Here is a 26658-nt window from a genome sequence, read left to right as displayed (position 1 = left end):
TCATGATGCAGGAACAGGCGAGCGCCCAGGCGCGCCGGGCGCCGGAGCCGCCGATCCACGGCCCGGAGGATTTCGCGGGCATGCGCCGGGCGGGGCACCTCACCGCCCAGGCCCTCGACCTCCTGATGGAGGCGACCCAGCCCGGCGTGACGACCGACGCCCTCGACAAGCTCGCCTTCGAATTCGCCATGGACAACAAGGCCTATCCGGCCTCGCTGTTCTATCGCGGCTATCCGAAGTCGATCTGCACCTCGATCAACCACGTCGTCTGCCACGGCATCCCCAACGACAAGCCGTTGCGCGAGGGCGACATCATCAACCTCGACATCTGCCTCATCCTCGACGGGTGGCACGGCGATTCGAGCCGCATGGCCTTCGTCGGGGAGGTGCCGCGCAAGGCGCAGCGCCTGTGCGAGATCACCTACGAGGCGCTGATGCGCGGCATCGCGGCGGTGAAGCCCGGCGGCTCCACCAACGACATCGGCCGGGCGATCCAGAGTTTCGCCGAGTCCGAGCGCTGCTCGGTGGTGCGCGACTTCTGCGGCCACGGCCTCGGGCGCAGCTACCACGATGCGCCGACCATCCTGCACTATGTCGAGGCGAGCTACGACGTGCCGCTCAAGCCCGGCCAGTTCTTTACCATCGAGCCGATGATCAATCTCGGCCGCCCGGCGGTGAAGGTGCTGGGCGACGGCTGGACCGCCGTGACCCGTGACCGCTCCCTCTCGGCGCAGTTCGAGCACACGGTCGCCGTGACCGAAACGGGCGTCGAGATCTTCACGATCTCACCCAAGGGCCTCCACCAGCCGGTCAACCCGGCGGCCTGAGGACGGGCGTGGAGTCCGCGCCGCCGCCGGCTCCCCCTGCGGAAGAGCCCCATTATCTCGGCCATCGGGATCGCCTGCGCGACAAGTTTGCGGAGGCCGGGGGCGACGCCCTACCCGATTACGAACTCCTCGAATTGCTGCTGTTCCGCGCGATTCCCCGCCGGGACGTGAAGCCGCTGGCCAAGGCGCTGATCCGCCGCTTCGGCAGCCTCGCGGAGGTGCTGGGCGCCGAGCGCGCCCGGCTCCTCGAAGTCGAGGGGATCGGGCCGGGCGTCGTCACCGATCTGAAGCTCGTGGAGGCCGCCGGCCGCCGCCTCGCCCGGGGCGCGATCCGCGAGCGCGACGTCCTCACCTCGTGGAGCGCCCTCTCCGAATATCTGCGGGCGACCATGGCGTTCGCCCCGCGCGAGGAATTCCGCATCCTCTTCCTCGATAAGCGCAACCATCTGATCGCCGACGAGGTTCAGGGGCGGGGTACGGTGGACCACACCCCCGTCTATCCCCGCGAGGTTGCACGGCGGGCGCTCGAACTCTCGGCGACGGCGATCATCCTCGCGCACAACCACCCGTCGGGTGATCCCAAACCTTCGGCGGCGGACGTCAGCATGACCCGCGAGATCGTTTCAGTCCTGGCGCCGCTGAACATCGTGGTGCACGATCACGTCATCATGGCCCGTAACGGTCATGCGAGCCTGAAAGGGCTCAAGCTCATCTAGAAGTGGTGCCCCCTGGCAAGCCGGCTCGGGACCGCTACGCTAACGGCCATGGCGCGCCTCTTGCCTCTTGAGCTTGAGCGCTTGGGAGAGAGCACAGCATGGCTGCCGCAGCCTTCGACGAAATGACCGGCCTGGGCGGCTCCGCCGATCCGAGCACCCTCCGCGAGGCCTATGGTCGGTTGAAGGCTTGGCTCGATTCGACGCCCGCCGACCATTTCAACACCCGCCGCTCCCAGGCCGAATTGCTGTTCCGGCGCATCGGCATCACCTTCGCGGTCTACGGCGATACCGAATCGACCGAACGCCTGATCCCCTTCGACATCATTCCCCGGGTCATCACCCGGCCGGAATGGGACTTTCTGGAACGGGGGCTGAAGCAGCGCGTCACGGCGCTGAACATGTTCCTGAAGGACGTCTACGGCGCGCAGGAATGCATCAAGGCCGGCATCATTCCCGCCGACCTCGTCTACCGGAACGCCCATTACCGGATGGAGATGCGCAACTTCCGGGTGCCGCACGATCTCTACGTGCATGTCGCCGGCATCGACATCGTCCGCACCGGCGAGAAGGACTTCTTCGTGCTGGAGGACAACGCCCGGATCCCCTCCGGCGTCTCCTACATGCTGGAGAACCGGGAGGTGATGCTCCGTCTGTTCCCGGACCTGTTTTCGAAGCATCGCGTCGCCCCGGTCGAGAACTATCCCGACGCCCTCCTCGCGACGTTGCGCAGCCTCGCCCCGACCTCGGCCACCCGCGACCCGACCGTCGTTCTGCTCACCCCCGGCCGCTTCAATTCGGCCTTCTACGAGCACTCGTTCCTGGCCGACAAACTCGGCGTCGAACTGGTGGAGGCGTCCGACCTCTTCACCAAGGACGATGTCGTCTACATGCGCACCACCGAGGGGCCGCGGAAGGTCGACGTGATCTACCGTCGCCTCGACGACGACTTCCTCGATCCGCTGGTGTTCCGGCCGGATTCGGTGCTCGGCGTGCCGGGCATCATGAACGCCTACGAGCGGGGCTCGGTGACGCTCGCCAACGCGGTCGGCACCGGCATTTCGGACGATAAGGCGGTCTACAGCTACATGCCGGAGATCGTGAAGTTCTTCACGGGCGAGGAGCCGATCCTGCACAACGTGCCGACCTATCGCTGTCGCGAGAAGGAGGCCTTCTCCTACGTGATGGAAAACCTGTCCGAACTGGTGGTGAAGGAAGTGAACGGTTCGGGCGGCTACGGGATGCTCGTCGGCCCCCATGCCAGCAAGCGCGAGATCGACGATTTCGCGAAGAAGCTGCGCCACGCGCCGGACGGGTTCATCGCCCAGCCGACCCTCTCGCTTTCCACCTGCCCGACCTTCGTCGCCTCCGGCATCGCCCCGCGCCACGTCGACCTGAGGCCCTTCGTGCTATGCGGGGCGGACGAGATTCGTATCGTGCCGGGCGGTCTGACGCGCGTCGCCCTCAAGGAAGGATCCCTCGTGGTGAATTCGAGCCAGGGCGGAGGCACGAAGGACACCTGGGTACTCGACGCCTGACCGCCTGAACCCGTTCAAGACCGCGTAAGCCCCTCAGGGCCGGGACGATCGAGCCGCACCATGCTCTCCAGGACTGCCGACAACCTCTACTGGCTCTCGCGCTACGTCGAACGCGCCGACTTCGTCGCGCGCATCCTCGACGCCGCTCACCGCCTCGCCGCCCTCCCCTCCAGCTATGGGGAGAGCAACGAGTGGGAATCGGCCCTGGCCTCGGCCGGCGACCCGGAGCTGTTCAAGCCGCATTACAGCGTCGTGAACGCCGACACGGTGTGCGACTTCCTCGCATTCAGCCCCCACAACCCGTCCTCGATCCGCTCCTGCATCGAGGCGGCCCGGGAGAATGCCCGTTCCGTGCGCACCGCCCTCACCACCGAGATGTGGGACGCGATCAACGGCGCGTGGCTCGAACTGCGCTCCTATGCCGGGCGCGACCTGAACCGCGACGAGTTCGGCCGCTTCCTCGATTGGGTGAAGACCGTCTCGCTCACCTATGACGGCTCGGCGTTCCGCACGATGCTGCGCAACGACGCCTTCTGGTTCACGCGGCTGGGCACGGCGATCGAGCGCGCCGACAACACCGCCCGCATCCTCGACGTGAAGTACCAGATCCTCCTGCCGCACGACGAGAAGATCGGCGGCAGCCTCGACTACTTCCAGTGGACCACGATCCTGCGCGAAGTCTCGGCCTTGACGGCCTACCACTGGGTCTACCGCGAGAGCGTGAAGCCCCTGCTGGTGGCGGACCTGCTGATGCTCAACAAGCAGATGCCGCGCTCCTTCGCCAATTGCTACGGCGTGATCGTGGAGTACCTCGACCTCATCGCCGACGCCTACGGACGGCGCGGGCCGAGCCAGCGTCTGGCGGGCAACCTGCTCGCCAAGCTGGAGAGCGACAACATCGACCGCATCTTCAACGCCGGCCTCCACGAGTTCGTGGAAGCGTTCATCGTCGAGAACAACGGGGTGGGCGAAGCGATCGCCAAGCAGTATCTCGTCGGCTGAGTCCGGCCGGGGGCCGGGCATCCGACGATCATCACAGGCGGGAAAGGCGCATGCGCATCCGCGTGGTCCACGAGACCAGCTACACCTACGAGCAGCCGGCACGGGGTCTTATCCAGATCCTGCGCCTGACGCCGCGCGACCATGACGGGCAATACATCCGCCGCTGGCGCATCGACACCTCCGTGGACGGTCGCCTGACCGCCCGCGAGGACGGGTTCGGCAACATCGTCCACTGGTTCACCCCGGACGAGGCGGCCGACGCCCTGATGATCCGCGTGACCGGCGAGGCCGATACCGACGACACGCACGGCGTCGTACGCGGCTCGGTCGAGCGGCTGCCCGACCTGTTCTACCTGCGTGACACGGAGTTCTGCGTCACGAGCCCCGAACTGCACGACCTCGCGGAAGGAGCCGCGCGCGGCGCCGAAGACCCGCTCGCCGTGCTTCACCGGCTCATGGAGACGGTGCACGACGCGGTGACGTTCGAATCGGGCCCGGCGAACGCCGCCGTTCCGGCGGCCAAGGCCCTGGCGGCGGGCAGCGGCAACTCGCAGGACATCGCCCACGTCTTCATCGCGGGCGCGCGGCACCTGAACATCCCGGCGCGCTACGTGGCGGGCTACCGGGCGCGCGACGACGGCGAGGCCGAAGTCGAGGCCCCGCATGGCTGGGCCGAAGCGCTGGTGCCGAATCTCGGATGGGTCGCCTTCGATGCGGTCCACAAGATCAGCCCGTCCGAGCAGTATATCCGCCTCGCCATGGGACTGGACTATCTCGGCGCGGCCCCGATCCGCGGCAGCCGCATGGGTGGCGGCACCGAGACGCTGGACGTGAAGCTTCGCGTCGAGCAAGGCAGGTCTGCCGTCCAATGCTGACGCATCCCACGCCGGAACCCTGAACCCATGACCTACTGCGTCGGTGTCCTCGTCGAGGAGGGCCTCGTGATGGTCGCCGATACCCGCACCAATGCGGGGCTCGACGACATCTCGACCTACCGCAAGCTGCACCATTTCAACGTGCCGGGCGAGCGCGTGATGATGCTGGCCTCGGCCGGCAACCTCTCGATCACCCAGTCGGTGCTGAGCATGTTGCAGGAGGGGGTTCCGGGCGAGGAGGGCGAGCCCGCCCAACGTCTGATCGACGCGCCGACCATGTTCCAGGCAGCCCAGCTGGTCGGCCGGGCGATCCGCAAGGTGCGGACCATTGAGCAGAAGGGCTTCGAGGCGGCGAGCATCCGGTTTTCGATCTCGCTGCTGTTCGGCGGCCAGATCGGCAACGAGCCGATGCGGCTGTTCCTGATCTACTCGGCCGGCAATTTCATCGAGTGCAGCACCGACGCGCCGTTCCTGCAGATCGGCGAGCACAAATACGGCAAGCCAATCCTCGACCGCGCGGTGAAGTTCGAGACCGATCTCTACGACGCCCTCAAGGTGGGCCTCGTCTCAATGGATTCGACCATGCGCTCGAACCTCGGCGTCGGCCTGCCGATCGACATCGCCGTGGCCCGGCGCGGGGTGCTGACCCTCGAAGTGAACCACCGGATCGAGGCGGGCGAGGGCTATTTCCACGACCTGCGTGAGCGCTGGTCCGCCGCCCTGCGCGCGGCCCACCGGGCCATCCCGCGCCCGCCCTACGGACCCTCGCCGCAGGGCTGAGCGGACCACGCGGCCAGGAGGCGGCGCGTCGCGTCAGTCGGGTCAGGGGCCCGCATCAACCCGCCCATGACGGCGAACCCCGTCGCCCCTGCCGCGCGGCAGGGGCCGAGCGTGTCCTCCGCGAGTCCCCCGAGGGCGACGACGGGCAGGCTAAGGCGTCGCGCGGCAGTGATCGCCTCCGGCATGAGGGACGGTCCGTAACCGGGCTTGCTGGCGGTGGGAAAGATCGGGCTGAGCGTCACGTAATCGGCGCCCGCCTCGGCCGCCGCCGCGACATCGCCCACCGAATGCGCGGAGAGGCCGACCAGCAACTTAGGCCCTGCCCGCTCTTGCAAGCCGGGTAGGGCGGACATCGGCAGGTGAACGCCGTCTGCGCGGAGCGCATGAGCGAGGTCGAGATCCCCGCCGACGCTCAGGAATCCCCCGGCCGCGCGCACCGCCCCCGCCACCGCCTCCCCGAGATCGCGCCGTTCGTCCGCCGGCAGATCGCGGTCGCGGAACCAGATCCAGCGCCCTCCCCCGGCCAGCACCGCCCGCACCGTCTCGGCGAGGGGGCGGGCATGGCCGTGCCGGTCCGTCACCGCGAGCAGCGACGACGGCAGGCTCACGAGCCGACGAGGCCGAGTTGCGGGCTCGACGGATCGGCCCGGCCCCGGCGCGGGATGCGCCCGGCGAGATAGGCATCGCGGCCCGCTTGGACGGCGCGGGCCATGGCGCGGGCCATCCGAACGGGATCGTCCGCCTTGGCGACGGCGGTGTTCACGAGGCAGGCGGCGGCGCCGAGTTCCATGGCGATCACCGCATCGGACGCCGTGCCGATCCCGGCATCGACGATGACCGGCACACCCGCCCGGCGGCAGATCAACTCGATGTTGGCCGGGTTGGCGACGCCCATGCCGGAGCCGATCAGCGAGCCCATGGGCATCACGGCGGCGCAGCCGATGTCTTCTAGCCGGCGGCAGACGATGGGATCGTCGTTGCAATAGGGCAGGACGGTAAAGCCCTCGTCCACGAGGTGGCGGCAGGCATCGATCAGTTCGGCGACGTCCGGGTACAGGGTCTCGCGGTCGCCGATCACCTCGACCTTGATCCAGGTGGTGTCCAGCGCCTCGCGGGCGAGTTCGGCCGTCATGATCGCGTCGCGGGCGGTCTCGCAGCCGGCGGTGTTCGGCAGGAAGCGGCGCCCCTTCAGCAGGCTCACCGTGTCCGACCCGTGCCCGCGCAGGGAGACCCGGCGGATCGATGCGGTGACGACCTCCGCGTCGGACGCCTCGACTGCGTCGCGCATGATCGCCTGGGTTGGGTAGCCGGCGGTGCCGAGGAACAGGCGCGAGCCCAGGCGCACCCCGGCGATGACCAGGGCGTCGTCCTCTTCGGGGCGCAGCGGCGCGACGATGCTGTCCATGCTCTAGCCTCCCTGCATGGCGCGGACGATCTCGATGCGGTCGCCCGGCGTGATGGTGGTGTCCGCCCAGTCCTTCCGGCGCAGGACGCGGCCGTTGAGGGCGATGGCGATGCCCTGCGGCCCCTCGATCCCGGCCTCTTCCGCCTCGGCGGTGAACAGGGCCTCGACGGTGGCGACCTCGCTCTCGCGGGGCTCGCCGTTGACGAAGAGCTTCACCGTGCGGCCCTCCTCGGCTCCGGTCGCGCGAAGCGCGCCAGGGTGAAGGCGCGGGCCACGGCCGGCATCTCGCCTAAGGCCACGAGGTCGGCCACCGCATCGGCGGTGACGGGCGCCAGCAGATAGCCGTTGCGATGGTGGCCGGTGGCGACGACCAGCCCCGGTGCGATGGCATCGATGATCGGCGCGTCGTCGTCGGAGGTCGGGCGGTAGCCGCTCCACACGGCCTCGACCTCCATTTCCTCGATGCCCGGCAGGACCCGCCGCGCGCCTTCGAGCAGGGCGTAGAGCCCGCCCGCCGTGACGCCCGCGCGAAACCCGCAATCCTCTACCGTCGCGCCGACGATAAGGTGGCCGTCGCTCTTCGGGGCCATGTGGACCTGCTCGGTCCAGACCATGTGGGACAGGGTGCCGGTCTGGCGTGTAGTCCGCAGGGCCAGGGCCTGCCCCTTCAGGGGGCGCACCGGCAAGGCGAGACTGTCGGGCAGGAGCCCGCCCTCCCCGCTCCAGGCGCCGGCCGCGAGCACGATCGTCTCGGCGGAGAGGCGCCCGGCTTCCGTCAGCACGCCGGTCACGCGCCCGCCCGACCAGTCGAGGCCGGTGACGGCCATGCGCTCGATGATCGTCACGCCCACCGCCTCGCAGGCGCGGACCAGTGCCGCCATGACGAGGCGCGGATCGACCTGATGGTCGAGGGGGCATTGCACGCCCGCAGTCACCGAGGGACGCAAGACGGGCTCAAGCCGGCGGATCTCGGTGCCGTTCAGCCATGTCGCGTCGAGGCCGGAGCGGCGCTGCAGATCGTAGCGGAAGCGCAGGCGCTCGACCTCGTCGCGGCCGACGGCGAGGACCAGCGTGCCGTCCGGCCGGTAATCGATGGGGAGGCCGGAGGCGGCTTCGAGCTCGTCGCGGAAGCCGGGCCAGCGGGCGAGCGAGTCCATGGCGAGGGGCAGGAGCGGATCGGAGCCCGGCTCGTGCTCGGCGGCCGGCGCCAGCATTCCCGTGGCGGCGAGGCTCGCGCCGGAGCCGACGCTTCCCCGCTCGATCACCGTGACGGAAACACCCCGGGACGCGAGGCGCCACGCGCTGGCCAGGCCGATCAGCCCGCCGCCGATGACGGCGACATCCGCGCGCGTGGGCAGGCTCGTGGTCCGGGCGTCGAGCCCCGGATCCCGGCGCTGTCCGATGGGTGAAACGGGCCTCGGAAGCCCCATGGCGACACTCCGCATATCGGGCGGAGGGATGGGGCCGGGTGCTTCGTGAAAAGCGATGGCCTGTCAGGACGACGGCCGCGGTCCAATCCCTACGCCGGTGTGAACCGGATCAGGTTCGAAGGATTTCCGCGCCGCAGGCCCCATCAAGGGCGTGCCATCGGTTTCTCAGCCCCTTGCCGGGGATCTCCCTGGAACAGAGGCAGATGTGGGCCCTCGCGCCGCCGGGGTCAATCCCGTTTGCGCGGCCGCAGGAACTTCGGCTTGAACACCGCCATCGGTTCCTCGAACCCGTGGAGCGTGTGGACGCCGACCGGGACCGGGTCGCCCCACAGGAAATCCACGAAGGGCTTCGACATCAGAAGCTCCTCGCCGAGCCCCCGGTTGAGCTTGGCGAGCCGGCTCGCGAGGTTCACGTCGCGGCCGATCACCGTGAAGTCGAGGCGCGAGCCCGAGCCGACATTGCCGTAAGCCGCCTCGCCGTGGTGGAGGGCGATGCCCGCCTGGATCGGCACCGGGAACTGGTGCAGGGCATTGGCCTCGTCGATGGCTGCCAGGATGTGCTGGGCCGCCGTCAGGGCGCCCTTGGCCGCGCCGCCGAGGTCGTCGCCGCTCTCGCGAAAGATCGCGAGCAGCCCGTCGCCCAGATACTTCAGCACCTCGCCGCCCTCGCCCTCGATGGGCGGGACGAGACAATCGAAGAACACGTTGAGGAGGGCCACCGCCTCCTCCGGCGTCATGTCGGCGGAGATGCGCGTGTAGTCGCGCATATCGGCGAACAGGATCGCTGAGCGGATGCGCGTCACCTGCCCGCGCCGGATGTCGCCGGACAGGATCGCCCGGTGCGGCTCGTCGCCGACATAGACCCGCAGCACGTGGTCGAGCTGCTTGTTCAGCACCCGCATCTCCATCACCGCCGCGAGCGCGGGCATGATGAAGCGCAGGATCGCGATGTGCTCGCGCTCGAACCCCGTCGGGCACTTGGTGGCGAAGGTGATGCCGTTCTGCGTGCCGTTCGTGAAGAACAGCGGCGCGACGACGTAGTGCGTGAACCCCTCCGCCTTGAGGTCCGGCACAATGGCGTAGGAGTCGTCCGGCGTCTCGGAGAGGTCGAGGATCAGCCACCGGCCGGTCCGGTGGACCTCCGCGAAGGGACTGCGGAGATAGGCTTCCTGCGAGCGGCTGCCGTGCGGGAAGAGCCGCACCGTGACGCCGCCGTTGCGCGTCCAGACCCTCCCGACGCCGGCATATTCCGAGTGGAGCGTGTCGATGGCGGTGGAGGCGCGATCGACTGGAACACCGATGTCGATCAGCCGCTCGGCCAAGCCTTCGAGCATCCGCTCGGCCTTGTCGATGCGGGCGCCCTCACCGAGCAGCCAGTCGCGGATGCCGACCGAGGGCTCCAGCGCGCCGAACGGCACGTCGCTGGTCTCGGAGCCGTCCGCATCGGCCGTCGGTGTTCCGGGCAGTGGCGGACGTCGTTCGAGCATGGCGCCAAGGTGGGATTCCGTAACGGCAAAGCAAGGCTTTGCCGTGAGCCGGCGGCACGCGCCGCCGACTCAGTTGTCGAGGAAGCTCCTGAGCTTCCGGCTGCGGCTCGGATGCTTGAGCTTGCGCAGCGCCTTCGCCTCGATCTGACGAATGCGCTCGCGGGTCACGGAGAATTGCTGCCCGACCTCTTCAAGGGTGTGGTCGGTGTTCATGCCGATGCCGAAGCGCATGCGCAGCACGCGTTCCTCGCGGGGGGTCAGTGACGCGAGCACTCGCGTCGTGGTCTCGCGCAGGTTCGATTGGATCGCCGCATCGATCGGCAGGACGACGTTCTTGTCCTCGATGAAGTCGCCGAGGTGGCTGTCTTCCTCGTCGCCGATGGGCGTTTCGAGGGAGATCGGCTCCTTGGCGATCTTCAGGACCTTGCGGACCTTTTCGAGCGGCATCGCCAGCTTCTCGGCCAGCTCCTCCGGGGTCGGCTCGCGGCCGATCTCGTGCAGCATCTGGCGCGAGGTGCGGACGATCTTGTTGATCGTCTCGATCATGTGGACCGGGATGCGGATGGTCCGCGCCTGATCGGCGATCGAGCGGGTGATCGCCTGCCGGATCCACCACGTCGCGTAGGTCGAGAACTTGTAGCCCCGGCGGTACTCGAACTTGTCCACGGCCTTCATCAGGCCGATGTTGCCCTCCTGGATCAGGTCCAGGAACTGCAGGCCACGGTTCGTGTACTTCTTGGCGATGGAGATCACGAGGCGCAGGTTCGCCTCGATCATCTCCTTCTTGGCCTGCCGGGCTTCGCGCTCGCCCTTCTGGACCATGTTCACGATGCGGCGGAATTCGCCGATCTCAAGGCCGGTCTCCGAGGCGAGATCGAGGATCTGCGCGCGCAGTTCCTTGACCTGCTTCTGGCCCTTCTCGACGAGGTTCTTCCAGCCCTTGCCGCCGAGCGTGCCGACGCGATCCATCCAGGCCGCGTCGAGCTCGTAGCCCTGGTAATGGCGCAGGAACTCGTCGCGGGCGACGCCGTGGCTCTCCGCGTAGCGCATCAGCCGGCCCTCGTGGCCGATGAGCTGCTTGTTGATCGCATAGAGCTGGCCGACCAGCGCCTCGATGCGGTTGTTGTTGAGCGACAGGGACTTCACGTCGGCGACGACGATGTCCTTCAGGTCGCCCTGCTTCTTGGTCTGTGCCGACGTCTTGTCGGCCACGGCGACGGACGCGGTCTCCGTCTGTGCCTTGCGCAGCTTGTGGTAGTTCTGGGCGATCGCGTCGAAGGTTTCGAGGACGCGCGGCTTGATCTCCGCTTCCATCGCGGCGAGCGAGACGTTGTTCTCGAGGTCGTCCTCCTCGTCGCCCCCGTCGGGGGGCGTCGGCGCGTCGGCATCCTCGTCGGCCTCGCCCTCGGCCATCTGCGGCGCGTTGCGCCCGTCCGGCCCGGCATAGGTCGCTTCGAGATCGATGATGTCGCGCAGGAGGACCTTGCCCTCCACCAACTCATCGCGCCAGATGATGATGGCCTGGAAGGTCAGCGGGCTCTCGCACAGGCCGGCGATCATCGCCTCGCGCCCAGCTTCGATCCGCTTGGCGATGGCGATTTCGCCCTCGCGGGAGAGAAGCTCCACAGAGCCCATCTCGCGCAAGTACATGCGCACCGGATCGTCGGTGCGGTCGGTCGGCTCCTTGGTGGTGGTGGCCACGGCGACGGCGCGGGTCGAGGTGACCTCCGCGACTTCGCCGCCCTCGGCCTCCTCCTCGTCGGCCTCGCCGGTCGCCGCCTTCTCGCCGGCGGCGGCCTCTTCGGTCTCCTCGGCCTCGACGACGTTGATGCCCATCTCGGACAGCTGGGACAGCACGTCCTCAAGCTGGTCCGGGTCGGACTGGCCCTCGGGAAGCACCTCGTTGACCTCTTCATAGGTCACGTAGCCGCGCTTCTTCGCAAGCTTGATCATCCGCTTCACTGCGGCATCAGACAGGTCGAGGAGCGGCCCGTCGGTCTGCTGCTCGGGTGCAGCGTCCGCCTCGTCCCGTTCCGTTGCCTTCGTCGCCATGATGAGCCTATTGTTGTCCCGTTGCGGCGGATTGCGGAGGCATCGGGAGCCTGTCCACGCCTTCGACGCCGCGATGCAAAAACTGGTGCGAGTCGCGACGGATGACCGCGCGACCCATCTTCGTATGCAAGCCTGACGCTTGACCTTGTGTTAACTAAGGCTGCCAGCGCGGAGCGGCCACAGCCGGTAGCCGCCTATAGCGCCAGCGCCCCAGGGAAGTCACGGCGCGCTTCGCGCATCCGTCGCCGGCAGATCAGCCTCCGACTCCGCAGACAGCACGATTGCCAGCCTCTCTTTCACGTCGCAGACCCAAGTCCAGCCGGCGTCCGTCGGATCGGCCTCAAACGCCTGCCGGGCCTCGTGAAGTTCGCTATGTAGCGCTCCGGCCTGCCGGTGCAAGATCATCGCTTGGCGCAAGGCGTCCGCGCACTGTGCAGGATCGCCCTGCGGATCGAGTTGCGCCCGCTCCCGCGAACGGGCCAGACCCAGCACGCGCTCTGCGGCCTCGGCCAGTCCCGTGCGAGTGAGGCGTTCCTGCAACAGAGTCGCGTCAGGTAGCGTGTGTTCGGTGGCGCAGGCCAGCAGGACCGAGACGACCGCACGGCAGTCCGAATCAGCGAAGTCCAGTTCCGCCAATTCGTCGCCGAAGGTCGAGACCATCGCCGGGTGAACGAGGAAGGTGGCGGCGATCATCGATTCCCGCACGGGCGCGGCACCGCTGAACCCCGCCGAGGCGGTGACGGAGGCGCTGGGCGCCGCCCGCAGGCGCGGCGAAACCGGCTCGGGCTGCCGCCGGCCGCGCTCGCGGTTCTGCGGCGCGTTGCGCACGGGCTGGGGCGACAGCCCGCGCAGCCTCTCCTCGATGTCGTCGCGGTAATAGCGCCGCACCGTCTCGTCGCGGATCGTCGTGATCGTGGCGCGCAGGGCGCGGGCGAACCCGGCGCGGCGCTCCGGCGTGTCGACGGGCTGTGCCTCGACCGCCCGGCGCCAGAGCAGTTCCGACAGGGGGATGGCCGCTTCGAGCACACGGTCGATAGCGGCGGGACCGCCCGAGCGCAGGAGATCGTCTGGATCCTGCCCAGCCGGCAGCAGGGCGATGCGCAGGCTCTTGCCCGGCTCCAGCAAAGGCAGGGCGACATCGATGGCGCGGTGTGCGGCCCGCACGCCCGCACCATCGCCGTCAAAGCACAGCACCGGCTCGTCGGCATGCCGCCACAGGAGGGCTAACTGGTCCTCGGTGAGGGCGGTGCCCAGCGGCGCCACCGTTTCCCCATGGCCCGCGAGCGTCATCGCGATGACGTCGACGTAGCCCTCGACGGCGATGATCGAGCTGCGCTCGTGCGCAGCCTTTCTAGCGTTGTGCAGGTTGTAGAGTATCCGCCCCTTGTGGAAGAGCGGCGTCTCCGGCGAGTTCAGGTACTTGGCCCGCACGTCCTTCGAGAGCGCGCGGCCCCCGAAGGCCACGACCCGACCGCGCAGGTCGGTGATGGGGAACATCACCCGGTCGCGGAAATAATCGTAAGGAACGGCGACGTCCTCGCCGCCCGCGAGCAGGCCGAGCTCGACCATCGTGTCGCGCTCGACGCCTTTGCCGGCGAGATGATCCCGCAGGGCGTAGCGCTCGTTCGGCGCGTAGCCGAGGCGGAACCGGGCCCTCACCTCGTCGCCGAGGCCGCGCCGGTCGAGATAGGCGCGGGCGTCCGCACCCTTGGACGAGCGCAGGCGCTCCTCGAACCACGCGGCGGCCATCTCCATCACGTCGATGGCGGTGGCGCGCTTCTTCTCGCTCTCCCGCGATTCGACGGTCGGCGCCGGCAGCGGAACGCCCGCCTCGCCCGCCAGCCGTTCGACGGCCTCTGGGAAGCTCAGGCCCTCCGTTTCCATCAGGAAGGTGAAGACGTCGCCGTGCTTGCCGGACGAGAAGCAGTGGTAGAACTGCTTCTGGTCGTTCACATAGAAGCTCGGCGTCTTCTCGGCATTGAACGGCGACAGCCCGCGCCATTCGCGTCCCGCCTTCTTCAGCTGGACCCGGCGGCCGACCACGGCCGAGGCCGGAAGCCGGGCGCGGATTTCTTCCAGAATGTGCGGCGGATAGCGCAAGGGTATCGCGGGGCAGAGGGCGGGACCGGCGAGTATAGCGCGTTCCACCCCACCGAGTCCCGGCCCGCCCGCCGCCCCGCCGGGGGATTGCGGGCAGAGCCGCGCTGTTGCGTTGTTCTGGCTCTCACGCCTTCGCGGCGAGGGCTTCCTTCACGAGGCCGCTCGCCTTGGCGAAGTCCATGCGGCCGGCGAAGGTGCCCTTCAGGGCGCCGATCACCCGGCCCATGTCCTTCGGCCCGGCCGCGCCGGTCTCGAGGATGGCGGCCTCGACGGCGGCCTTCACCTCGGTCTCGTCCATCTGCTTCGGCAGGAAGCTCTCGATCACCGCGATCTCCGCGCGCTCGTTCTCGGCGAGTTCGGGGCGTCCGGCCTGCTCGTAGACGGTGGCCGATTCGGTGCGCTGCTTGATCATCTTCTGCAGCAGCGAGAGGATGTCCTCGTCCGAGGCCGGGTCCTTACCGAGGCCGCGCGCCTCGATGTCCTTGTCCTTCAGGGCGGCCTGCATCATCCGCACGGTGGCGAGGCGGCCCTTGTCGCCGGCCTTCATGGCCTCTTTCATCTCGGCGGTGAAACGCTCGCGCAACTGCATCTCGAAGTCCTTTAGAGGGTGTGAAAAGCGGGCGGCTGCCACGCGACGACGGGCGTTGAACGGCACGCGAGTTGCAGCCACATTGACCACATCACATGCCGCAGTCTTTAAGACGCGCCGGAGGGTTCCGCGCGCGCCGCAAGGCGCCGGATGCCGACGAGATAAGCGAGAAGGTCCCGATGCTGCAAGACGACGGCGCGTCCGCGCACCCCACGGCCGAGCCCGCGCCCTGGTCCGAGCCCGTCGCCACCGCTCTTCTGGTGCTGGCTGACGGCACGATCCTCGAAGGATTCGGCATCGGCCAGACCGGCGTGGCCGATGGTGAGGTCTGCTTCAACACCGCCATGACGGGCTATCAGGAGATCCTGACCGACCCGTCCTATGCCGGGCAGATCGTGACCTTCACCTTCCCGCATATCGGCAATGTCGGCACCAACGACGAGGATCTCGAAAGCCTCGATGCGGCGCCGGCCTCCGGCGTGCGCGGCGCCGTGATCGCCTCGGCCGTGACGAAGCCCTCGAGCTGGCGCTCGTCGTCGCATCTCGACGGCTGGCTGCGGGCGCGCGGCATCGTCGGCATCACCGGAGTCGACACCCGGGCGCTCACCGCGCTCATCCGCGACAAGGGCATGCCGAACGCCGTCATCGCGAACGACCCCAACGGACAGTTCGACCGCGAGGCCCTCAAGGCGCGCGCCGCCGCCCTCGCCCCGATGGAGGGGCTGGACCTCGTACCGCCGGTCACGAGCCGTGAGACCTCCGAATGGTCGGAGACCGTCTGGGCGCTCGGCAACGGTTATGGCAAGCGGGCGCCGGGCACGGGCCTCAAGGTCGTGGCCATCGATTACGGCGTGAAGCGCAACATCCTGCGGCTGCTGGCGGAAGCGGGATGCGACGTCACCGTCGTGCCGGCCACCACCAAGGCCGAGGAGATCCTGGCCATGAAGCCGGACGGCGTGTTCCTCTCGAACGGCCCCGGCGACCCGGCCGCGACCGGCGAGTACGCCGTTCCGGTGATCCGCAAGCTGCTTGATGAGAAGGTGCCGACCTTCGGCATCTGCCTCGGGCATCAGCTCATGGGTCTGGCGCTCGGCGGCCGCACCGTGAAGATGGGCCAGGGCCATCACGGCGCGAACCATCCGGTGAAGGACAAGACGACCGGCAAGGTCGAGATCGTGTCCATGAACCACGGTTTCGCGGTGGACCCGGCCAGCCTGCCGGCCTCGGCGGTCGAGACCCATGTCTCGCTGTTCGACGGCTCGAATTGCGGCCTGTCGCTCACCGACCGCCCGGCCTTCTCGGTGCAGCACCACCCGGAGGCCTCGCCCGGCCCGCGCGACAGCCACTATCTGTTCGAGCGGTTCGTGGCGCTGATGCGCTCGGGCAAACCGGAATCGGCCCCGCAGGCCTGATCCCGAGACTGCCCCATCGGGGTCACAAAAACCCCGAATTCGGAAGGCTTATCCCCCGCCAACGGCTTGAGACGGCGACGCCATCGCGATCGCGCCGGCCGCGGCGGGGGATGATCCCAATGATTGCCAGACAGGCAAGCGACGACTTCTCGCGTCTGCACCGTGCCTTCAGCTTCCACCTCGGGGTGGCGACGGGCCTGGCTTGGCTCACCGCCCTCTACGCGGCGGCCTACGCGCCGTGGGTGCGCAACATCCGCGCGCTGATCGACCCCGTGGCCGGCCTCGATAGAGTCGAGAGCACTTTCTCCTACATTTTCGCCATGCCGGCCGTGCTGGCGCTTGCCTGGGTCTCCATTGTGGCCGGGCGCGAGAGCCTGCGCCGGGCACAGACCCTGCCGAACGTGGCCGTGGAGTTCGCCGCCGCCGCCGTCGTGGCCTTCGGTGTGTTCTATCTCGCCATCGATCGCGCCATCGCGGCGCTTTTCGCCGCCGTCTGAGTGGATAGGCCGGCATCCTCCTTGCGTTGAGCGGTCGCGCACCCTTGTCTCCGGTGCGAAGCCCCGTGTAAACGCAGGGCTCAACGACAATCCCGCCGTGCGTCCGGTCGTGGGGTTATGCCCGACGACGGGGCGCGCGTGCCTGTATCAAGGCGTCCGATGCCCAAACGCACCGATATCTCTTCGATCCTGATCGTCGGGGCGGGGCCGATCATCATCGGACAGGCCTGCGAGTTCGACTATTCCGGCACCCAGGCGTGCAAGGCCCTCCGCGAGGAGGGCTACCGCATCGTGCTCGTGAACTCGAACCCCGCCACGATCATGACCGATCCGGACATGGCCGACGCGACCTATGTCGAGCCGATCACACCGGAGATCGTCGCCAAGATCATCGAGAAGGAGCGCCCCGACGCGATCCTGCCGACCATGGGCGGCCAGACGGCGCTGAACTGCGCCCTGTCGCTCCAGAAGATGGGCGTGCTCGCCAAGTACGGCGTGCAGATGATCGGCGCCACCGCCGAGGCCATCGACAAGGCCGAGGACCGCTCGCTGTTCCGCGACGCGATGACCAAGATCGGCCTCGACACGCCGAAATCGGCGCTGGCTAACGCCTCGGCGGTCAAGAAGGCCGACCGGGCGAAGTATCAGGCCGAGATCGCCCGTATCGAGGCCGCCCACACCGACGAGCAGGCCCGCGCCGACGCCCTCGCCGCCTTCGAGAAGAAGTGGCACGCGGGCGAGTCCGAACGGCGCAAGCGCTACGGCGAGCATGCCCTCGGGCAGGCGCTGATCGCGCTGGCCGAAGTCGGGCTGCCCGCGATCATCCGCCCGTCCTTCACCATGGGCGGCACCGGAGGCGGCATCGCCTACAACCGCGAGGAATTTCTCGACATCGTGGAGCGCGGCATCGACGCCTCGCCCACCAACGAGGTGCTGATCGAGGAGAGCGTGCTCGGCTGGAAAGAGTACGAGATGGAGGTCGTCCGCGACAGGAACGACAACTGCATCATCGTCTGCTCCATCGAAAACATCGACCCGATGGGCGTCCATACGGGCGATTCGATTACCGTCGCCCCGGCCCTGACGCTCACCGACAAAGAGTATCAGGTGATGCGCGACGCATCGCTGGCGGTGCTCCGCGAGATCGGCGTCGAGACCGGCGGCTCGAACGTGCAGTTCGCGATCAATCCCGAGAACGGGCGGATGATCGTGATCGAGATGAACCCGCGCGTGTCGCGCTCCTCGGCGCTCGCCTCGAAGGCGACCGGCTTCCCCATCGCGAAGGTCGCGGCCAAGCTCGCCGTGGGTTACACACTGGACGAGATCGCCAACGACATCACGGGCGGTGCGACCCCGGCCTCCTTCGAGCCAACCATCGATTACGTCGTCACGAAGATCCCGCGCTTCGCCTTCGAGAAGTTCCCCGGCGCCGAGCCGACGCTGACCACCGCCATGAAGTCGGTGGGCGAGGCGATGGCCATCGGCCGCTGCTTCGCGGAATCCCTCCAGAAGGCCCTGCGGTCGCTGGAGACCGGGCTGACCGGCCTCGACGAGATCGAGATCGAGGGCCTCGGCAAGGGCGATGACCGCAACGCCATCAAGGCGGCGCTCGGCACCCCGACGCCCGACCGCCTGCTTCAGGTTGCGCAGGCCCTGCGCCTCGGCGTGAGCCATGAGGAGGTCCATGCCTCCTGCAAGATCGACCCGTGGTTCCTGGAGCAGCTTCAGGCCATCGTGGACCTTGAGCAGCGCGTGAAGGCCCACGGCCTGCCGACCACGCCGGGCGCCTTCCGGCAGCTCAAGGCGGCGGGTTTCTCCGATGCCCGCCTCGCCGTTCTCGCCAAGATGGAAGAGAGCGAGGTGCGCGAGAAGCGCCGTGCGCTCGCCGTGCGCCCGGTGTTCAAGCGCATCGACACCTGTGCGGCGGAGTTCAAGTCGCCCACCGCCTACATGTACTCGACCTACGTGGCGCCCTTCGCGGGCACCGTGGTGGACGAGGCCGCGCCGACCGACGCCAAGAAGGTCGTCATCCTCGGCGGCGGCCCGAACCGGATCGGCCAGGGCATTGAGTTCGACTATTGCTGCTGTCACGCCTGCTTCGCGCTCAGTGATGCGGGCTACGAGACCATCATGGTCAACTGCAATCCGGAGACGGTTTCGACCGACTACGACACCTCGGACCGCCTCTATTTCGAGCCCCTGACCGCCGAGGACGTGCTCGAAATCCTCGAAACAGAGAAGCAGGCGGGCACGCTGCACGGCGTCATCGTGCAGTTCGGCGGGCAGACGCCCCTGAAGCTCGCCCGCGCCCTCGAAGCCGCCGGCATTCCGATCCTCGGCACCTCGCCGGACGCCATCGACCTTGCCGAGGACCGCGACCAGTTCAAGCGCCTGCTCGACAAGCTGGCGATGAAGCAGCCGAAGAACGGGATCGCCTATTCCGTCGAGCAGAGCCGGCTGGTGGCGGCCGATCTCGGCCTGCCCTTCGTCGTGCGCCCGTCTTACGTGCTCGGCGGCCGGGCCATGGCGATCATCCGCGATGAGGCGCAGTTCGCCGATTACCTCCTCGACACCCTGCCGAGCCTGATCCCGTCCGACGTCAAGGCGCGCTACCCCAACGACAAGACGGGGCAGATCAACACGGTGCTCGGTAAGAACCCACTCCTGTTCGACCGCTACCTGTCGGACGCGGTCGAGGTGGACGTTGACGCGGTCTGCGACGGCGAGACCGTGTTCATCGCCGGCATCATGGAGCACATCGAGGAGGCGGGCATCCACTCGGGCGACTCGGCCTGCTCGCTGCCGCCGCGCTCGCTCTCAACCGAAACCATCGCCGAGCTGGAGCGGCAGACCACCTCCATGGCGCTGGCCCTCAAGGTCGGCGGCCTGATGAACGTGCAGTATGCCATCAAGGACGGCATGATCTACGTGCTCGAAGTGAACCCCCGCGCCTCGCGGACGGTACCCTTCGTGGCGAAGGTGATCGGCGAACCGATCGCCAAGATCGCCGCCCGTGTCATGGCGGGGGAGAAGCTGTCGACCTTCGGCCTCGTGAAGAAGACCCTGCCGCATATCGCGGTGAAGGAGGCGGTGTTCCCCTTCGCGCGGTTCCCCGGCGTCGATGTGCTGCTCGGGCCGGAAATGCGCTCGACCGGCGAGGTCATCGGCCTCGATGCCGGCTTCGGAGTCGCCTTTGCCAAGAGCCAGCTCGGCGCGGGCAATCAGGTGCCGCGTTCGGGCGCGGTGTTCGTGTCGGTGCGGGACGACGACAAGGCACGCATCCTGCCCGCCATGAAGCTCCTGGCCGATCTCGGCTTCACCATCCTCGCCACCGGCGGGACGCAGCGCTACCTCGTGGAGCAGGGCCTCAAGTCCGAGCGCATCAACAAGGTTCTGGAGGGGCGGCCGCACGTGGTCGACGCCATCAAGAACGGCGACATCCAGCTGGTGTTCAACACCACGGAGGGGGCCGGCGCCCTGTCGGACTCGCGCTCGCTCCGCCGCGCGGCCCTCTTGCATAAGGTGCCGTACTACACCACTCTAGCCGGCGCGATGGCGGCGGCCGAGGGGATCAAGGCCTATCTCGAAGGCGATCTCAAGGTACGCGCGTTGCAGGAATATTTCGCGGCCTGAAGTTGCAGGCCCCGGTAACACTATCAGGGCCCGGAGGGAGTGACCCGCTCCCGGCCGGGCTTCTTCATTACGGCGCGAGACAATGAGCATAGACAAGGTTCCGATCACGACCCGCGGCTATGCAGCCCTGGAAGAAGAGCTGAAGCATCGCCAGCAGGTCGAGCGGCAGCGGATCATCCAGGCGATTGCGGAAGCGCGCGCCCTGGGCGACCTGTCCGAGAACGCCGAGTATCACGCTGCCAAGGAAGCCCAGTCCCATAACGAGGGCCGGGTGATGGAACTCGAGAGCATGATCGCCCGTGCCGAGGTAATCGACGTCGCCAAGCTGTCCGGCTCCAAGATCATCTTCGGCGCCACCGTGAAACTCGTGGACGAGGACACGGAGGAAGAGAAGACCTACCAGATCGTCGGCGAGCCTGAAGCGGATGTGCGCTCCGGCCGCGTGTCCATCGGTTCGCCCATCGCCCGCGCGCTGATCGGCAAGGCCGTGGGCGACACCGTCGAAGTGACGACGCCGGGCGGCGGCAAGTCCTACGAAGTGGTCGAGATCCGGTTTGGCGGCTGAGCCGATGGCGCGTCGCTTTCGGCTGGCCGCCGGTCTCGCGGCCCTCGCTGCCCTTTGTGGTTCGGCGTTGGCAGGTGATTTCCCGCCGACGCCGCTCTTCTCCGACGTGCGTGTCGATGCGCGGCCACTGCTCGCCAAGAGCGGTGGATTGCCGGCCGAGGCGATGGCGGCCGACCTGACGGCGGCCCTGCGGAAGAACCTTGCGGATCGTATCGGCGGGCGCGGACCCAGCCTCGTCGTCGTGCTCACCGGCCTGTCGCTGCGCGACTATGTCGGCAATGGCGGCGGACGGCTCGGCCTCGGCGGGACGCAGAACGACTATCTGGAGGGCGACGCTCTCCTGGTCGGGCGCCGGGGTGAGGTGTTGGGCCGGCACCACCAATTGACTGCGACACCGTCGAGCTATGGCGGAGCGTGGTACGACCCCGCCAACGAGCGTCGGCGCGTTGCGGTGATCGCCGACATCTACGCCCAGTGGCTCGCCCGCGACCTGCCGCGGGACTAGCAATGCCCGGCCTCGCCGGCCTGCGCGCCTGGATCGTCACGGACGGCAAGGCCGGCGACGAGAATCAGTGCCTCGGCCTCGCTGAGTGCCTGGGCCTCGATGCGGAACTGCGCCGGATCCCGGCATCAGGCCCGTTCGGGTGGTTTGCGCCCTGGGGGCCCACCGATCCGCGACAGGGACCGCGCCGGCCCGGCGGCGCCCTGCACGGTCCCCTCCCCGATTTGGTCATCGCCTCCGGGCGTCGGGCGGTGCCGTACCTGCGCGCCTGCCGGCGGCTCGGCGTCGGCTTCACGGCCTTCCTCAAGGACCCTCGCACGGGCGCCGGTACCGCCGACTTCATCTGGGTGCCGGAGCACGATTCGCTGCGCGGCTCCAACGCGCTCTGCACGATCACCTCCCCGCACCGCGTTTCCGCAGCGAGGCTGGACGCAGCACGAGCGGCGCCCGATCCGCGCCTAGCGCCCCTCGCGGGACAGCGCGTCGCGGTGCTGCTCGGCGGAGACAGCCGACACCTCCGGTTCTCGGAAGATGTGATCGCGCGGCTGCTCGCTCAACTGCGCCAGCTCACGACGATGAGTTGTTCGCTAATGGTCACAGCCTCGCGCCGCACACCCGAGCGGCTACGCGAACCGGCTCGCCGCCTCGCGGCCGAGACCGGCGGATACTTCTGGGACGGGACCGGCGAGAACCCGTACCTCGCCATGCTGGCGCTGGCCGAGGCGATCGTCGTCACCTCCGATTCGGTAAACATGGTCAGCGAGGCCGTGGCGACGGGCGCGCCGGTCCTGCTCTGCGAGATCGAGGGGACGCCGCCCCGCCACCGGGCGATGTATGCGGCATTGGCGCGTGCCGGCGCGCTCGTGCACTTTGACGGACGACTCACGGATCTGCGGTATACCCCCATCGACGCGACGCCGGTGATCGCGCAGGCGCTCGCGGATGCCTATATTGCGCGTCGCCGTGGCCGAGATTGACGCCCCTGCGGCAAGACGAAGAGTTCGAAACTGATGGCCCACACGCACACAAAGCTCATCATCGTCGGCTCCGGCCCGGCCGGATACACCGCCGCGATCTACGCTGCCCGCGCCATGGTGAAGCCGCTGTTGATCTCCGGCTTCCAGCCCGGTGGACAGCTGATGATCACCACCGATGTCGAGAATTATCCCGGCTTCGCGGAGGCGATCCAGGGCCCGTGGCTGATGGAGCAGATGCGCGCCCAGGCCGAGCATGTCGGCACCGAGATCCTTTCCGAATACATCACCAAGGTCGATCTCAAGACCCGGCCGTTCCGGCTGGAAGCCGATTCCGGCGAGACCTATTCCTGCGACGCGCTCATCGTCGCGACCGGCGCCCAGGCCAAGTGGCTCGGGCTGCCCTCCGAGGCGAAGTTCCAGGGCGGCGGCGTCTCCGCCTGCGCCACCTGTGACGGCTTCTTCTTCCGGGGCCGCGAGGTCGTGGTGGTCGGTGGCGGCAACACCGCCGTCGAGGAAGCGCTGTATCTCGCCAACATCGCCAAGAAGGTCACGGTCGTACACCGTCGCGACCAGTTCCGCGCCGAGCGCATCTTGCAGGAGCGCCTGTTCAAGCACCCGAACGTTGAGGTGCTCTGGCACAAGCAGATCGATGAGATTTGCGGCGTCGAGAAGCCCGCGCCGAGCGTCACCCACGTCCGCCTGAAGGACACGCGCAACGGCGACATCAGCGAGGTGAAGACCGATGGTGTGTTCGTGGCCATCGGCCACCAGCCCGCCACGGCGATCTTCGACGGCCAACTGCCCCTGCGGGATGGCGGCTACCTCACCGTGAAGCCGGGCACCGCCGAGACCGAGATTCCCGGCGTGTTCGCGGCGGGCGACGTCACCGACGACGTATACCGTCAGGCGATCACCGCCGCCGGCATGGGCTGCATGGCGGCGCTGGAGGCCGAGAAGTACCTCGCCAATCTCGAGATCGGGGAGAGCCCGGCCCGCGCGGCGGCGGAATAATCGACGCCATCCCCGCTTTTCCCGGGATTATGCACCGGTCGTCGGGTCTCGGAGGCCCGCGCCGAACGCATAGGTCTGTTCTCCGCGCAGGAATGCGTATATCGCATGGCACGGTGGCGTTGATGTCGGCCCAGCGGCGTTGTCGGTCGAGGGCATGGAGGCAGCTTCCGCCCAGCCGAAGCGGGTCATCGGGCTCCGCGGCGCAGCACGACCGGGAGTTCTCGCGTTGGACTGGGACAAGATTCGTATCTTCCTGAACGTCGCCGAGGCGGGCAGCTTCACGAAGGCCGGGGACGATATCGGGCTGAGCCAATCGGCGGTGAGCCGCCAGATCAGCGCCCTCGAGCGGGAGCTGAAGGCGCCGCTGTTCCACCGGCATGCCCGCGGGCTGATCCTCACCGAGCAGGGCGATCTGCTGTTCCGCGCCGCCAAGGACATGAAGCTGCGCCTGGAGAACACCCGGGCGCGCCTCGTCGAGACATCGGAGCGCCCGACCGGCGATCTCAAGGTGACCACGACGGTCGGCCTCGGCGTGTCGTGGCTGTCCCAGCGGGTGGGCGAATTCCTCGACCTCTACCCGGATGTACGGATCGAGATGATCCTCACCAACGAGGAGTTGGACCTCGCGATGCGCGAGGCCGACGTGGCGATCCGCATGCGCCGTCCCGCCCAGCCGGACCTAATCCAGCGGCGGCTGTTCACGGTGCATTACCACGCCTTCGCGAGCCAGGATTACGTCAAGCGGTTCGGTGAGCCGAAGACCGTGCAGGAGCTCGACGAGCACCGCATCGTCTCCTTCGGCGGCAACGAGCCGTCCTACCTGCTGGCGGCGCATTGGCTGGCCGATGCCGGGCGCGACGGGCGTGAGCGGCGGCCGGTCCACCTGACGGTGAACAACATCGGCGCCCTGCAGCGGGCGATGGAGGCCGGTGCCGGCATCGGCATCCTGCCCGACTACGCCGTCGATGGGGACGACAACCTCGTGCAGGTGCTGCGGGAAACCGACATGCCGACGCTGGAGAGCTACCTCGTCTATGCCGAGGAGATGCGCTCCGTGGCCAGGGTGCAGGCGTTCCGCGACTTCCTCGTCCAGAAAGCCCAACGCTGGACCTATTGAACGCAAAACCGCGGGGAATTTTGCGGAAGCTGCAACCCTCGGTTGGTTAACCATACCAATCGCAACTTGGCGTTGCCGAGCCCTCTTCGATTGGCGGTCCCGCCGGCATCCCCTGGCGGGGAGGCTGCGCTATGTCCCGGTCGCGGATGCAACCGGGAGGTGAGTATGGGTGAGATGACGAAGGCGCTCGTCGTCGGGGCCGGCGGCGGGTTCGAGCGGGTGAGCGTGACGGAGCGCCCGGTGCCGGAGCCCGGCTTCGGCGAGGTCACGGTGCGGCTGCGGGCGAGTTCGCTGAACTACCACGACTTCGCCGTGGTCAGCGGCATGTGGGGCCCGCCGGAGGAGCGCATCCCGATGTCCGACGGGGCGGGCGAGGTCACGGCGGTCGGGCCGGGCGTCGCGGACTTCGCCCTCGGCGACCATGTGGTCAGCACCTTCTTCCCGACCTGGCTGGATGGGCGGCCCGAGGTCGTCGGCTTCGCGACCGTTCCGGGCGACGGGGTCGACGGCTATGCCCGCGAGGCGATCACCGCCCCGGCGACGGCCTTCACCCATGCCCCGGCCGGCTGGGACCATGCCGAGGCGGCGACGCTCACCACCGCCGGCCTGACCGCGTGGCGGGCGCTCCACGACGACGGGAGGGTGAAGGCGGGGGACACGGTGCTGGTGCAGGGGTCGGGGGGCGTGTCGGTCTTCGCCCTGCAATTCGCCAAGATGGCCGGGGCGACGGTGATCGCGACCTCCTCATCGGACGAGAAGCTCTCGCGGCTCCAGGCGCTCGGGGCCGACCACCTCATCAATTACAAGCAGGACGCCGCCTGGGGCGAGACCGCGCGGAAGATCACCGGCGGCCGGGGCGTCGACCACGTCATCGAAGTGGGCGGCCCCGGCACCCTGGAGCAATCGATGGAGGCCACCCGGACGGGCGGCCACATCTCGGTGATCGGCATCCTCACCGGCGTCGCCGGCTCGTTGCAGGTTGTGCCCGCCCTGATCCGGCAATTGCGCCTCCAGGGCGTGCTCGTCGGCAGCCGCCGGCAGCAGCAGGATATGGTGAGGGCCATCGATGCCAACGGCATGAGGCCGGTCATCGACAGCCGCTACCCCCTCGACGCCCTAGTCGAGGCGTTCAAGCACCAGGAGAGCAACCGCCACTTCGGGAAAATCTGCCTGGAGATGTGAGCCCGGAGGCGGGCGGCTAGACGAACAGCCGCTCGCCCTCCATGCCCTTGTAGAGCCCCGCCACCTGCTCGCCGTAGCCGTTGTAGATCAGCGTGGGGACGCGCTGGTCGGTGCCGAGCACCCGCTCGCTTGCCTGGCTCCACCGGGGATGCGGCACGGCCGGGTTCACGTTGGCCCAGAAGCCATATTCCGAGGCCTGCAGCCCCTCCCAGAAGGTCTTGGGCCGGTCGGCGGTGAAGGACATCTTCACGATCGATTTCGCGGACTTGAAGCCGTACTTCCACGGCACCGCGATGCGGATTGGTGCGCCGAACTGGTTCGGCAGGGGCTTGCCGTAGATGCCGGTGACGACGAAGGGCAGGTCGTTGCCGGCCTCGGCCATGGTCAGGCCCTCGATATAGGGCCAGGGGTAGTAGAAGACCCGCTGGCCCGGCGCGACCGACTTGTCCATGAAGGTCTCGAAGCGCACGTATTTCGCGCCGGAGGTCGGCTTGGCCAAGGCCACGAGCTTCGAGAGCGGGAAGCCGGTCCACGGCACGGCCATCGACCACGCCTCGACGCAGCGGTGGCGATACAGCCGCTCTTCGAGCCCGATCTTCTTGATCAGGTCATCGACGCCGATCTCGAACGGCTTCTCCACGAGGCCGTCGATCTTCACCGTCCAGGGCGAGGTCTTCAGCGCGTTGGCGGCCGGAAGGACCGTCTTGGACATGCTGAATTCGTAGAAGTTGTTGTAGTCGCCGCTGAACCGCTCGGGCGTCACCGCGCGGTCGAGCGTGTAGGCGTCGTTGCGCGGGGCCGGGTAGGCACCGGCGTCGCCCGCCGCGAAGGCCCGTCCGCCGATGAGCGAACCCGCCGCCAGACCCGCCGCGCTACCGATCAGGCTGCGCCGGTTGAGGAATATCGTCTCAGGCGTGGCTTGGGATTCGGGGATCTCCCACCCGCGATGGCGCCTGATCAACAT

At 68.2% G+C, this 26658-nt stretch carries 24 protein-coding genes and 1 riboswitch; of the genes, 15 read left to right on the top strand and 9 right to left on the bottom strand.

Annotated features, from left to right (window positions below; genetic code table 11):
* The first annotated feature begins 2 nt into the window (after positions 1-2).
* The 6 genes from map to MKK52_RS11790 all read left to right on the top strand — a co-directional run bounded on the left by map (position 3) and on the right by MKK52_RS11790 (position 5735).
* Positions 3-827, top strand: a complete 825-nt coding sequence (gene map, locus MKK52_RS11815) for a type I methionyl aminopeptidase (RefSeq protein WP_243954043.1) — start codon at positions 3-5, stop codon at positions 825-827.
* 8 nt (positions 828-835) lie between these two features.
* The gene (radC, locus tag MKK52_RS11810; protein WP_243954042.1) at positions 836-1543 is read left to right on the top strand and encodes a RadC family protein; all 708 of its coding nucleotides are present in this window, start codon (positions 836-838) and stop codon (positions 1541-1543) included.
* A 98-nt stretch (positions 1544-1641) separates the two neighbouring features.
* Positions 1642-3078, top strand: coding sequence for a circularly permuted type 2 ATP-grasp protein (locus MKK52_RS11805; RefSeq protein WP_243954041.1), 1437 nt, complete (start codon positions 1642-1644; stop codon positions 3076-3078).
* Between the two features lie 60 nt (positions 3079-3138).
* A complete protein-coding gene (locus MKK52_RS11800; protein WP_243954040.1) occupies positions 3139-4080 on the top strand; it encodes an alpha-E domain-containing protein in 942 nt (313 codons plus the stop codon).
* 50 nt (positions 4081-4130) lie between these two features.
* A complete protein-coding gene (locus tag MKK52_RS11795) occupies positions 4131-4955 on the top strand; it encodes a transglutaminase family protein (protein ID WP_243954039.1) in 825 nt (274 codons plus the stop codon).
* Between the two features lie 27 nt (positions 4956-4982).
* The gene (locus tag MKK52_RS11790) at positions 4983-5735 is read left to right on the top strand and encodes a peptidase (protein WP_243954038.1); all 753 of its coding nucleotides are present in this window, start codon (positions 4983-4985) and stop codon (positions 5733-5735) included.
* Here MKK52_RS11790 and MKK52_RS11785 read toward each other — a convergent pair.
* From MKK52_RS11785 to MKK52_RS11750, 8 genes are all read right to left on the bottom strand, one after another.
* Entirely contained in the window at positions 5711-6343 is a 633-nt protein-coding gene (locus tag MKK52_RS11785; RefSeq protein WP_243954037.1) for a thiamine phosphate synthase, read from the bottom strand. The genes MKK52_RS11790 and MKK52_RS11785 overlap by 25 nt on opposite strands.
* Positions 6340-7140, bottom strand: a complete 801-nt coding sequence (locus tag MKK52_RS11780; RefSeq protein WP_243954036.1) for a thiazole synthase — start codon at positions 7138-7140, stop codon at positions 6340-6342. Before MKK52_RS11780 ends, MKK52_RS11785 begins: the two co-directional genes overlap by 4 nt.
* A gap of 3 nt (positions 7141-7143) precedes the next feature.
* Positions 7144-7356, bottom strand: a complete 213-nt coding sequence (gene thiS / locus MKK52_RS11775; RefSeq protein ID WP_243954035.1) for a sulfur carrier protein ThiS — start codon at positions 7354-7356, stop codon at positions 7144-7146.
* Entirely contained in the window at positions 7353-8570 is a 1218-nt protein-coding gene (gene thiO, locus MKK52_RS11770; protein WP_243954034.1) for a glycine oxidase ThiO, read from the bottom strand. The genes thiS and thiO overlap by 4 nt, the downstream gene beginning before the upstream one ends.
* Before the next feature lie 68 nt (positions 8571-8638).
* A riboswitch (TPP riboswitch) is annotated at positions 8639-8769 on the bottom strand.
* 28 nt (positions 8770-8797) lie between these two features.
* On the bottom strand, positions 8798-10057 hold the full coding sequence (locus tag MKK52_RS11765) for an adenylate/guanylate cyclase domain-containing protein (RefSeq protein WP_243954033.1): 1260 nt from the start codon (positions 10055-10057) through the stop codon (positions 8798-8800).
* Between the two features lie 69 nt (positions 10058-10126).
* On the bottom strand, positions 10127-12109 hold the full coding sequence (gene rpoD, locus MKK52_RS11760; RefSeq protein ID WP_243954032.1) for an RNA polymerase sigma factor RpoD: 1983 nt from the start codon (positions 12107-12109) through the stop codon (positions 10127-10129).
* Positions 12110-12328: 219 nt separating this feature from the next.
* The gene (gene dnaG, locus MKK52_RS11755) at positions 12329-14209 is read right to left on the bottom strand and encodes a DNA primase (protein WP_243954031.1); all 1881 of its coding nucleotides are present in this window, start codon (positions 14207-14209) and stop codon (positions 12329-12331) included.
* 124 nt (positions 14210-14333) lie between these two features.
* Positions 14334-14798, bottom strand: coding sequence for a GatB/YqeY domain-containing protein (locus tag MKK52_RS11750; protein WP_243954030.1), 465 nt, complete (start codon positions 14796-14798; stop codon positions 14334-14336).
* Positions 14799-14977: 179 nt separating this feature from the next.
* On the opposite strand from MKK52_RS11750, the gene carA reads away from it, so the two are divergent.
* From carA to MKK52_RS11705, 9 genes are all read left to right on the top strand, one after another.
* On the top strand, positions 14978-16210 hold the full coding sequence (gene carA, locus MKK52_RS11745) for a glutamine-hydrolyzing carbamoyl-phosphate synthase small subunit (RefSeq protein WP_243954029.1): 1233 nt from the start codon (positions 14978-14980) through the stop codon (positions 16208-16210).
* A 119-nt stretch (positions 16211-16329) separates the two neighbouring features.
* Positions 16330-16707: a hypothetical protein gene (locus tag MKK52_RS11740; RefSeq protein WP_243954028.1), complete on the top strand. Its 378-nt coding sequence runs from the start codon at positions 16330-16332 to the stop codon at positions 16705-16707.
* Positions 16708-16866: 159 nt separating this feature from the next.
* Positions 16867-20340: a carbamoyl-phosphate synthase large subunit gene (gene carB / locus MKK52_RS11735; protein ID WP_243954027.1), complete on the top strand. Its 3474-nt coding sequence runs from the start codon at positions 16867-16869 to the stop codon at positions 20338-20340.
* Between the two features lie 88 nt (positions 20341-20428).
* Positions 20429-20905, top strand: coding sequence for a transcription elongation factor GreA (greA, locus tag MKK52_RS11730; RefSeq protein WP_243954114.1), 477 nt, complete (start codon positions 20429-20431; stop codon positions 20903-20905).
* Positions 20906-20909: 4 nt separating this feature from the next.
* Positions 20910-21410 (top strand): hypothetical protein, encoded by a 501-nt coding sequence (locus MKK52_RS11725; protein ID WP_243954026.1) that lies wholly within the window; start codon positions 20910-20912, stop codon positions 21408-21410.
* 2 nt (positions 21411-21412) lie between these two features.
* On the top strand, positions 21413-22384 hold the full coding sequence (locus MKK52_RS11720) for a mitochondrial fission ELM1 family protein (protein WP_243954025.1): 972 nt from the start codon (positions 21413-21415) through the stop codon (positions 22382-22384).
* Positions 22385-22417: 33 nt separating this feature from the next.
* Entirely contained in the window at positions 22418-23395 is a 978-nt protein-coding gene (gene trxB / locus MKK52_RS11715; RefSeq protein ID WP_243954024.1) for a thioredoxin-disulfide reductase, read from the top strand.
* Positions 23396-23621: 226 nt separating this feature from the next.
* Positions 23622-24512 carry a LysR family transcriptional regulator gene (locus MKK52_RS11710; protein WP_243954023.1) on the top strand — a complete coding sequence of 297 codons (891 nt, stop codon included), beginning with the start codon at positions 23622-23624 and terminating at the stop codon, positions 24510-24512.
* 174 nt (positions 24513-24686) lie between these two features.
* On the top strand, positions 24687-25694 hold the full coding sequence (locus MKK52_RS11705) for a zinc-dependent alcohol dehydrogenase family protein (RefSeq protein ID WP_243954113.1): 1008 nt from the start codon (positions 24687-24689) through the stop codon (positions 25692-25694).
* 16 nt (positions 25695-25710) lie between these two features.
* On the opposite strand, the gene msrP is transcribed toward MKK52_RS11705, so the two are convergent.
* Positions 25711-26658, bottom strand: a complete 948-nt coding sequence (msrP, locus tag MKK52_RS11700; RefSeq protein WP_243954022.1) for a protein-methionine-sulfoxide reductase catalytic subunit MsrP — start codon at positions 26656-26658, stop codon at positions 25711-25713.

This window comes from Methylobacterium sp. J-067 (assembly GCF_022829465.1).
Classification (GTDB): domain Bacteria; phylum Pseudomonadota; class Alphaproteobacteria; order Rhizobiales; family Beijerinckiaceae; genus Methylobacterium; species Methylobacterium litchii.
The sequence above is the reverse complement of the archived record's forward strand: the minus strand, read 5'-3'. Positions and strand labels throughout refer to the sequence as shown.